At 75.0% G+C, this 9,305-nt stretch carries 9 protein-coding genes; 5 read left to right on the forward strand and 4 right to left on the reverse strand.

The genetic code is table 11. The annotated features are described in order from the left end of the window. Positions 1–656 (forward strand): sensor histidine kinase (locus PUR61_RS34450; RefSeq protein ID WP_329883467.1); only part of this gene is annotated, 656 nt, incomplete at its 5' end. Between the two features lie 119 nt (positions 657–775). Here PUR61_RS34450 and PUR61_RS34455 read toward each other — a convergent pair. Both PUR61_RS34455 and PUR61_RS34460 read right to left on the reverse strand, forming a co-directional pair. Then, entirely contained in the window at positions 776–1,537 is a 762-nt protein-coding gene (locus PUR61_RS34455; protein WP_329883468.1) for a methyltransferase domain-containing protein, read from the reverse strand. A gap of 271 nt (positions 1,538–1,808) precedes the next feature. Next, a complete protein-coding gene (locus PUR61_RS34460; RefSeq protein WP_329883469.1) occupies positions 1,809–2,564 on the reverse strand; it encodes a TetR/AcrR family transcriptional regulator in 756 nt (251 codons plus the stop codon). 236 nt (positions 2,565–2,800) lie between these two features. Between PUR61_RS34460 and PUR61_RS34465 the strand changes: the two genes are divergently transcribed. Then, the gene (locus PUR61_RS34465) at positions 2,801–4,354 is read left to right on the forward strand and encodes an APC family permease (RefSeq protein WP_329883470.1); all 1,554 of its coding nucleotides are present in this window, start codon (positions 2,801–2,803) and stop codon (positions 4,352–4,354) included. Positions 4,355–4,468: 114 nt separating this feature from the next. Next, positions 4,469–6,106, forward strand: a complete 1,638-nt coding sequence (locus PUR61_RS34470) for an amidohydrolase (protein ID WP_329883471.1) — start codon at positions 4,469–4,471, stop codon at positions 6,104–6,106. 19 nt (positions 6,107–6,125) lie between these two features. On the opposite strand, the gene PUR61_RS34475 is transcribed toward PUR61_RS34470, so the two are convergent. Continuing rightward, positions 6,126–6,524, reverse strand: coding sequence for a MerR family transcriptional regulator (locus tag PUR61_RS34475; protein WP_329883474.1), 399 nt, complete (start codon positions 6,522–6,524; stop codon positions 6,126–6,128). Between the two features lie 158 nt (positions 6,525–6,682). Between PUR61_RS34475 and PUR61_RS34480 the strand changes: the two genes are divergently transcribed. Both PUR61_RS34480 and PUR61_RS34485 read left to right on the forward strand, forming a co-directional pair. Beyond that, positions 6,683–7,114 (forward strand): PPOX class F420-dependent oxidoreductase, encoded by a 432-nt coding sequence (locus PUR61_RS34480; protein ID WP_329883472.1) that lies wholly within the window; start codon positions 6,683–6,685, stop codon positions 7,112–7,114. Positions 7,115–7,373: 259 nt separating this feature from the next. Beyond that, complete coding sequence (locus PUR61_RS34485; RefSeq protein ID WP_443035289.1) at positions 7,374–8,582, forward strand: serine hydrolase domain-containing protein; 1,209 nt, start codon at positions 7,374–7,376, stop codon at positions 8,580–8,582. A gap of 88 nt (positions 8,583–8,670) precedes the next feature. Here PUR61_RS34485 and PUR61_RS34490 read toward each other — a convergent pair. Further along, on the reverse strand, positions 8,671–9,305 hold a 635-nt coding region (locus PUR61_RS34490), incomplete at its 5' end, for a sensor histidine kinase (protein ID WP_329883473.1).

A 9,305-nucleotide genomic window follows, 5' to 3' on the forward strand; every position in this document is an offset into this window, starting at 1 on the left:
CCATGCAGCTGATGGCCGGCGGCGCGCGGGCCAACCTCGGCCGCGACACCGAGGTCGTGCGCGAGGCCCTCGTCTCGCTGGAGGGCTCCGGACGGATGGCCCTGCGCGAGATGCGCCAACTGCTCGACGTCCTGCGCGCCGACGACGAGCCGGAGACCGCGCCGTCGCTGCCCCAGCCCGGCGTCGACGACCTCGACCGTCTGCTGGACGAGTCCCGCCTCGCCGGACTGCCGACCGCGCTCGACGTCCGTGGGCCGCGGCGTCCGCTGCCGCCGACCGTCGGCCTCACGGTGTTCCGGGTCGTCCAGGAAGCCCTCACCAACACCCGCAAGTACGCGGGGCCGGCCCGCGCGACCGTGCGGCTGACGTACCGCGAGGACGGGATCACCGTCGAGGTGCGGGACGACGGCTGGGGCGTGCTGCCGCAGGACGGCGTCCGGGCGGCGGGCTCGGGCGGCTACGGCCTGGTCGGCATGCGCGAGCGCGTCACCCTGCACGGGGGCACCCTCACGGTCGGCCCGCAGGCTGACGGAGGCTTCGCCGTGGTCGCCGACCTGCCGCTGCCGCCCATCGGGGCGGCCGGGGCGACCGACGGGGCCGACGGGGCCGCGACACCCGCCGGGCACGGGGCGGAACGCGCGGCGTCCACGCCCTGACCGACCCCGGACCGCAGGCCGCGGGCCACGGACCCCGGACCGCCGGCACGGGGCACGGCCACGGCCCGCCACCACGGGATCGCGCCCCCCGGCACCCGGTACCCGGCTGCGCGTGCGCGTCAGGCGACGGCCCGGGCGATGACGGTGACCGCCGTCTCGGCGAAGAAGAACCTGCCCTCGGCGGCCGCCAGGCGGACGGCCGCGTCCCAGTCCGCGACCTCCTGGGCGGAGACCGGCCCGCGCCCCGTGGCCGCGGCGCCGGACACCGCCTCGCGGATGTGGCCGATGCGGCGGGCGGCGTGGCCCTCCAGCACGGTCGAGGTGGTCACCAGGGGGACCACGTCCTCGACCACCAGCGGCGAAGTCCCGAGCAGGCCGGGGAGCTTCCGCCCGATCCGGCCGTCGGCGTGCGTCATCCACGGCTGCTGGTCGTCGGTGAACGCGTGGCAGACGCGGCGGTCCAGCTCCCGGGGCGCGCCCGCGACCATCAGTGAGTCGAAGTCGACGTGGGCCACCACGGCGCGTCCTCCCGGGCGCAGCACCCGCGCCACCTCGCGAAGGAGCGCGGCCGGGTCCGCGAGGCACTCCAGGACGTTGTAGGAGACCACCGCGTCGACGCTGTCGTCCGCCAGGGGGAGCGGGCCGGACAGGTCGGTCACCCGCAGCTCGGCGCCGCCGGGGTGGTCGGCCAACAGCGTCCGGGCGGCCTCGACGTCGGCCGTCGACACGTCGAACCCGATCAGGCGGGCGGAGGGCAGCCGGCGGGCGAAGGCCGCGAGCGTGGGACCTCGCCCGCAGCCCAGATCCGCCACCCGGCCGCCCGGGGGCAACTGCGCGGAGTCCACCAGCAGCTCGTGTATCGCCTCGTCGGTCTCGGACACGGCTCTCCCCTTCGTCGGTCCGCGGGCCTGTCACCGGTCCGTCGTCCACGCGGGCCGCCGTCGCCGGGGGCAGCCGTCGCGGGGGTAGCCGTCCTCGTCCCGGTGGCTCGACGCCTCGGCGAGGGAAACCTATCCGAGACGGCGGCGGCTCCCCACCGGATTTCGGGGCTCCGCACCGAGCGGGCACCCGGCCGGTGCCGCCCGCCGACCACCTGCGGGAACGGGCAGTGGCCCGACGCGGGGCGCCGGGCCGCCGCCGCTCGGACCGCCGTCACCGCCCGCGCTCGGCGCCACCGCCCGTCTTCCCGCCCGTCGCGGCGTTCCCGTCGGTCGCCGCCAGCCGGGCCGCCGCCGCCTCCAGGAGCAGCTCCAGCGCGAACGGGTACCCGCTGCGCCGCATGTCCTGGGCCAGCAGGCCCGCGGTCGCGGCGATGTTCGGGTGGGTGGAGGCGTCCAGCCGGCCGTACCGCGCCTGCCAGACCTCCAGGTCGGCGGCCTGGGCCGCGGGCGGCAGGGCGAGCGCCGCGGCGTCGAGGGCCGCGAACGCGAGGCCCTGGTCGACGAAGGCGTGGTAGATCCGGACGGCCTCGACGTCCGGGAAGCCGGCGCCGCGCAGCACGCCGAGGATCCGCTCGACGGCCCGCATCTCGTGCTCGCGCCCGGTGGTCCGGTGGGCGGCGAGTATCGCGGCCTGCGGGTGGGTCTGGTAGGCGGCGTGCAGGCGCAGACCGATCTCGCGCAGATCGGCGCGCCAGTCGCCGGTGGGCCGCCAGCCCTTCTGGGCACGGCCGACGAACTCGTCGGCGAGGGCCAGCAGCAGGTCGTCGGTGCTGTGGAAGTACCGGTAGATCGCGCTCGGATCGGCGCCGAGGGCGGCGCCCAGGCGCCGGACGGTGAGCGCCTCGGCGCCGTGGCTGCCGACCAGCCGCAACGTGGTGTCGACGATCAACTGTTCGGACAGGACGACGCCCTGCTTGGTGGGTCGTCTGCGCCGCCGGTGCGGCTCCGGGACTACTCGCTCGGCCATGGCGGGAGCTTATGACAACGGCATTGACGTGTGAACGGGCCCGGCGGTTTCATGGCTCGCCAACCGGCCGTTCGGCCGAACCCCCCCACGATCAAGGCGGTGATCCTTTGGCCGGTACGTCCAAGGACACGGGTAACGGTCCGAGATTCGGCGCACCCGGCGCGACTGGAGCCCCCGGGTCCGCCGGTGCCACCGGTACCCCCGGCGGACCCGGAGCCCCCGGCGCGCCCGCGGCCATGCGCCGCTCCATCGGTATCGGTGGCAGCGTCACCATCGCGGCGACCTGTACCGCGGCCACCACGAGCATCGGCATCGGACTCGGTCTGACCGCCGGCGTGGTCGGCCTCCACCTGCCGGCCATCATGCTGCTGGCCTTCCTCCCGGTGCTCTGCATCGCCGGCGCCTACGGACGGCTCAACCGGGTCGAACCCGACGCGGGGAGCAGCTACAGCTGGATCGGCCGCACCCTCAACCCCTGGCTGGGCTTCCTGTCCGGCTGGGTCAGCGCCCTCGGCACCGTCGTCTTCATGGCGTACACCACGACGGTGACCGGCTCGGCGCTCGTCCAGCTGGCCGACCAGGCCGGCGTGCGCAGCGTGGCGGGGCTGCGGCTCGACCCGGAGTCCACCCTCCAGTGCACCCTGATCGGCCTGACCGTCCTGATCGGCGCCGCACTGGTCGCGGTACGCGGGCTCGACCTCGCGGCCCGGCTCCAGAAGTACCTGCTGGTCTTCGAGTACGCGGTGCTGCTCGCCTTCTGCGGCTACGGCCTGTTCGCGGGGGACCAGCCGTTCTCGCTCCAGTGGTTCAACCCCTTCGACATCCCGTCCCCCGAGGCGCTCGCCCAGGGCATGGTGCTCGCCGTGTTCTGCTACTGGGGCTTCGAGTCGGTCTTCAGCGTCGGCGAGGAGGTCCGTCACCCGCGCGAGGCGTCCCGCGCCGGGTTCATCGCGCTGGCCATGATGCTGACGCTGTTCCTGCTCGCCGGCACCGCCTTCCAGCGGGTGCTCCCGCTCGACGAGCTGGCCGACAACGGCGCCCAGGGCCTGACGTACTTCGGTGCGAAGCTCGCCGACCAGCCGCTGGCCGCGCTCCCGCTGATCGCCCTCACCTTCTCGGCGGTCGCCTCGCTCCAGGCCTCCGTGATCCCGACCGCCCGCGGGATGTACGCGATGGGCCGCGACGGCACGCTCGGCCCGGTCTGGATGCGGCTGCACCCCAGGTACGGGACCCCGGCCGTCGCCACCCTCCTGATCACCGCGATCGCCGTCGTGCTCGCGCTGCTGTCGGTGTCCATCCCGGTCGTCAACGACCTGATCTCGGCCGCCGTCAACGCGATCGGCATCGTCGTGGCGCTCTACTACGCGCTCACGGCGATCGCCGCCGCCGTCCGCTTCCGGCACCTGCTGCGGACCGCACCGCTGGAGGGGCTGCGCGCCGTCGTGGCGCCGGTGGTGGGCGCGATCGTCCTGCTGGCCGTCGGCGGGTACCTCGTCCGGACGTTCTACGTCTCCACGGACCACTTCGAACTGGCCGCCGACAACGGCTGGTTCAACCTGATGGTGCCCGCGCTGATGATCGTCACCGGGCTGGTGGCCGCCGCGTGGGCCCGCTGGTACCGCCGATCGCCGTACTTCTTCCCCCACGCCGCCGACGCCGCCGCGACCGACGGCCCCACCGGCCCGTCCGGCGACGGCCCGTCCGGCAACGCCACCACCCACGGCAGTGCCACCACCCACGGCAACGCCACCACGTCAGGGAGCGCCGCCGCCCGCGGCAACGCCGGCTGACCCGCCCGGCGCCCTGCGGCGGCCCGCGGAGCAACCGTCCGCGGGCCGCCGCGCCCCACCCCCGGCCGGGCAACCCCCCCCGACCCGTCACGACACCGACTTGGAGCACCACCCATGACCAAGGCCGATCTGCTCTTCACCCACGGCCCCGTCCACACCGGGGACCCGGCCCGCACCCGTGCGACCAGCCTCGCCGTCACCGGCGAGCGCATCACGGCCGTCGGCCACGACGAGGTGCGGGAGCTGGTCGGACCGGGGACGGAGGTGGTCGACCTGACCGGCCGACTGCTGCTCCCCGGGTTCCAGGACGCGCACATCCACGCCGTCCACGGCGGCCAGGAGCTCGCCGACTGCGACCTGACCGGCACCCTGGGCGTCGAGGAGTACCTGCGGAGGGTGCGCGAGTACGCCGACGCCCACCCCGACCGGCCCTGGATCACCGGCAGCGGCTGGTCCCTGGAGAGCTTCGAGGGCGGTCTGCCCGACCGGCGGCTCCTCGACTCCGTCGTCCCCGACCGGCCGGTGTACCTGCTCAACCGGGACCACCACGGCGCCTGGGTCAACAGCCGGGCCCTCGAACTGGCCGGCCTCGACCGGAACTCGCCGGACCCGGCCGACGGCCGGATCGAGCGCGACGCCGACGGCACCCCGACCGGCGTCCTCCAGGAGGGCGCCACCGGGCTGGTCGCCCGCCTCGTCCCGGCCCAGACCGCCGCCGACCGGCTGGCCGGCCTGCTGCGGGCGCAGCGGCTGCTGCACTCCCTCGGCATCACCGGCTGGCAGGACGCGCTGCTCGGTGCCTTCAACGGCCAGCCCGACCCGTCCGACGCCTACCTCACCGCCGCCCGTGACGGCTCGCTGACCGCGCGGGTCACCGGCGCGCTCTGGTGGGAACGCGAGCGGGGCGCCGAGCAGATCCCCGGGCTCGTCGCCCACCGCGAGGAGCTGACCCTGGGGCGGTTCCGCGCCCCCGCCGTCAAGATCATGCAGGACGGCATCGCGGAGAACTTCACCGCCGCCATGACCAGCCCCTACTTCGACGGCTGCGGCTGCGCCACCGGCAACAGCGGCCTGAGCTTCGTCGATCCCGTCGCGCTGCGCTCCTACGTCACCGAACTGGACGCCCACGACTTCCAGGTGCACTTCCACGCACTCGGCGACCGCGCGGTGCGCGAGGCGCTCGACGCCGTCGAGGCCGCCCGCGCCGCCAACGGGTGGCGGGGCACCCGACACCACCTCGCCCACCTCCAGGTCGTCCACCCGGACGACCTGCCCCGCTTCGCACGGGTCGGCGCGATCGCCAACATCCAGCCGCTCTGGGCCGCCCACGAACCGCAGATGGACGAGCTGACCATCCCCTTCCTCGGCCCCGAACGCGCCGCCTGGCAGTACCCGTTCGGCGCGCTGCAGCGGGCCGGCGCCACCCTCGCGGCGGGCAGCGACTGGCCGGTGAGCAGCCCGGACCCGATCGCCGGGATCCACGTGGCCGTCAACCGGATGGAGCCGGAGGCGACCGACGGCCGGGTCTTCCTCCCCGAGCAGCGGCTCGACCTCGCCTCCGCGATCGCCGCCTACACGGCCGGCGCGGCCCACGTGAACGGCCTCGACGACGCGGGCACCCTGCGGGCCGGGAACCTCGCCGACCTGGTGGTCCTCGACCGGGACGTCTTCACGGCCCCGGCCGAGGAGATCGCCCGGGCCCGGGTCCTGCGGACGTACGTCGGCGGAACGCTGGTCCACGCGGCCGACTGACCGTCAGGCCCGCCCGGCCTCACGCGGCGGCGGACCGGCGGTCGCCGCCCCGCGCGTGCCCCGACACCTGGCGCTCCGTGGCCTCCACGTAGGCGCGGAGCGCCTGGCGGGAGCGGGTGAGGGTGTCGATGTGGTCGTCCAGCCCGCGCAGACGCGCACGCAGGGTGTCCAGCAGCTCGGGGCACGGCTCGAAGTCGGGGACGGCGCCCACGGCGCAGGGCAGCAGGTACGCGATGTCCTGCGAGGACAGCCCGGCGGCGAGCAGCCGTCTGATCTGGGTGACGGTCAGCACGTCGGCCTCCGCGTACTCGCGGTAGCCGTTGGGCCCGCGGCCGGGCCGCAGCATGCCCTGCGCCTCGTAGTAGCGCAGCTGGTGGGTGTGGACCCCGGTCCGCCGGCTCAACTCCCCGATCAGCACCTGCGTTTCCCCCTTGACCTTCACACCGGTATGAAGGTCCACGATTCTGCCATGACCATCGAGCACGCCGAGTACTCCGGGCGCACCCACCACCCCGAACGCACCCGCCACACCGCACACGCCGGGACGACCGGCCAGGCCCGGAACGGGGGCCGGGCATGACGGCGGCACCGTTCGACCCGCGCGCGCTGCTCGCGGTGAGCAGGCTCGGCGTGCTGGCGACCGTCAAGTCCGACGGCCGCCCGCAACTGTCGCCCGTGATGCCCTTCTACGACCGGGAGGCGGAGCTGCTGTACGTGTCGATGACGGAGGGACGCGCCAAGACGGCCAACCTGCGCCGGGACCCGCGCGCCGCACTGGAGGTGACCCGGGCGGACGGCATGGCCTGGGCCACCGCCGAGGGGACGGTGACACTCACCGGGCCGGGGAGCGATCCGCACGGGCCCGAGGCAGAGGCACTGGTCGACTACTACCGCCGGGCCTCCGGCGAGCACCCGGACTGGGACGAGTACCGGGCGGTGATGGTCGCCGACCGGCGGGTGCTGATGGTGATGAAGGTCGAGCACGTCTACGGCGCCGCACTGCGCTGACGGCACGGGCGGTTCCCGGGGCACGACCGCCCCGGGAACCGCCCCCAGTCCGTCCCGAAGTCCGTACCGTAGACCGCCCGCAGGCCGTGCCGGACGGACTGCGGGACCGGGAGCACGGTCCCGGGAAAGGAGCGGCCCGGACCCGGCTCCCGGTGTCGGGGTCGTTCTGGGCGTGGACGAATCGGTGGGGCGCCGCATGGTCCTCTGGAGACCGGCCGGGGAGTCCCCCGGAGAGCCCTTCACCACAGGAGTCCCTTCCGTGAACGAGCATGCAGCGCACCGGTCCAGTTCCCTCCGGCAGCGTCCGGGCGGTCGCCGCAGGACGGCGGCGGCGATCGCCGTGGCCGTCGCGGCCGTGACGGCGGGCGCGCTGGTCCAGCCGGCGTTCGCGACGTCCCCGTCCCCGACGGCCACCCCCGAGAACGTCACGGCCGCCGCCCGGCCGGACACCGTCCAGAAGGGCCTGGACCGCCTGGTGCGCGAGGACGGCGTGCCGGGCGTGCTGGCGGCGGTCAAGGACCGGGACGGGCGCACCCGCAACTACACCGCCGGGGTCGGCGACCTCGCCACCCGCACGAAGGTGCCCGTCGACGGGCAGGTGCGGATAGGCAGCAACACCAAGACCTTCACCGCCGTGGTCGTGCTCCAACTGGTCGGCGAGGGCAAGGTGGCGCTCGACGGGTTCGTCGACACCTACCTGCCGGGCCTGGTACGCGGCGACGGCTTGGACGGGCGGAACATCACCGTCCGTCAGCTGCTCCAGCACACCAGCGGCCTCCCCGAGTACGTGGACCGCGACTTCGCCCTCTCGCACAAGGACTACTACTCCGAGCCCCGCGAGCTGCTCGACCGGGCCCTCGCCCAGAAGGCACACTTCGCGCCGGGCACGAAGTGGGAGTACAACAACACCAACTACCTGCTGGCCGGCCTGATCATCCAGAAGATCACCGGCCGGCCCCTGGGCGAGGAGATCAACCGGCGCGTCGTCGATCGTCTCGGGCTGCGCCACACCTACTTCCCCGCCCCGGGGGACCGGACCATCCGCGAGCCCCACCCCAAGGGCTACGCCCGGGCGACCGAGGACGGGCCGCTGCGCGACTACACCGAGCTGGACCCCTCCTGGGGGTGGGCCGCGGGCGCGATGGTCTCCACCCCCGGCGACCTCAACCGGTTCTTCACCGGGCTGATCGGCGGCCGGCTCCTCAAGCCCGAGCTGCTGGCCCAGATGCGGACCACGGTGCCGGCCCCCGAGATCGGCCAGGGCGTCGGCTACGGGCTGGGCCTGATCAGCACGCCGCTGTCCTGCGGCGGCGTGGCCTGGGGCCACGGCGGGACGATCCCGGGCTACCGGACCGGCGGCGGCGTGACCGAGGACGGCCGGGCCGTCAGCATCGCGGTGACCGTCCTCCCGACCCACGCGATCGACCAGCACGCGGACGCCCTGGTGGACTCCGCCCTGTGCCGCTGACACACCCGCCGGGCCCGGGGGCGAGGCCGCCCCCGGGCCCGGCCTTTGTCGCGGGCCCGGTCTCTGCCCGAGGCCCGCGCCTCCCGGCTCAGTCGAGCGGTGGAAGCGGCAGGCCGGCCGCCACCCGGAACCCGCCGCCGTCGAGGCCGCCGGCCGTCAGGCTGCCGCCGTGCAGGGCGACGCGCTCGCGCATGCCGGTCAGCCCGTACCCGCTGCGGTAGCCGTCCGACCCCCTCGCCCCCGCCGGCTCGCCCGCACCGAGCGAGACCCCCGCACCGACCCCGGCACCGACCGGGACCCCCGCTCCGTTGTCCCGCACCTCGACGCTCACCCGGTCCGGGTGGTACGTCAGCCGGACACGGGCCCGCGCCGGGCCCGCGTGCTTGCGGGCGTTGGTCAGCGACTCCTGCACGATCCGGTACACCGTCAGGGCGACGCTCGGCGGCAGCGGGCGCTCCTCGCCGTGCACGGCCAGCTCGGCGGGCAGGCCCGCGCGCTCCGAGTCCTCGACGAGCCGCCGCAGGTCGGCGATCCCGGGCTGCGGGGCGGCGGGGGAGCCGGTGACCTCCTCGGGCTCGTCCCCGGCGCGCAGGACGTCGAGCAGTTGGCGCATCTCGCGCAGGGCCATCCGTCCGGAGCCCTCCAGCGAGACGAGGGCCTCGCGCACGACCTCGGTGTCGCGGCCGAGGTTGGCCCGCGCGCCGCCGGCCATCAGCTGCATGG

Origin of the sequence: Streptomyces sp. BE20 (assembly GCF_036322525.1) — a bacterium.
In the GTDB taxonomy this organism is placed as follows: domain Bacteria; phylum Actinomycetota; class Actinomycetes; order Streptomycetales; family Streptomycetaceae; genus Kitasatospora.

What these genes read in the sequence shown, in the direction of transcription:
- PUR61_RS34460 (WP_329883469.1), bottom strand. Translation starts at nt 2,564, where the DNA reads ATGGCCGAGCGAGTAGTCCCGGAGCCGCACCGGCGGCGCAGACGACCC.
- PUR61_RS34465 (WP_329883470.1), top strand. Translation starts at nt 2,801, where the DNA reads ATGCGCCGCTCCATCGGTATCGGTGGCAGCGTCACCATCGCGGCGACC.
- PUR61_RS34470 (WP_329883471.1), top strand. Translation starts at nt 4,469, where the DNA reads ATGACCAAGGCCGATCTGCTCTTCACCCACGGCCCCGTCCACACCGGG.
- PUR61_RS34480 (WP_329883472.1), top strand. Translation starts at nt 6,683, where the DNA reads ATGACGGCGGCACCGTTCGACCCGCGCGCGCTGCTCGCGGTGAGCAGG.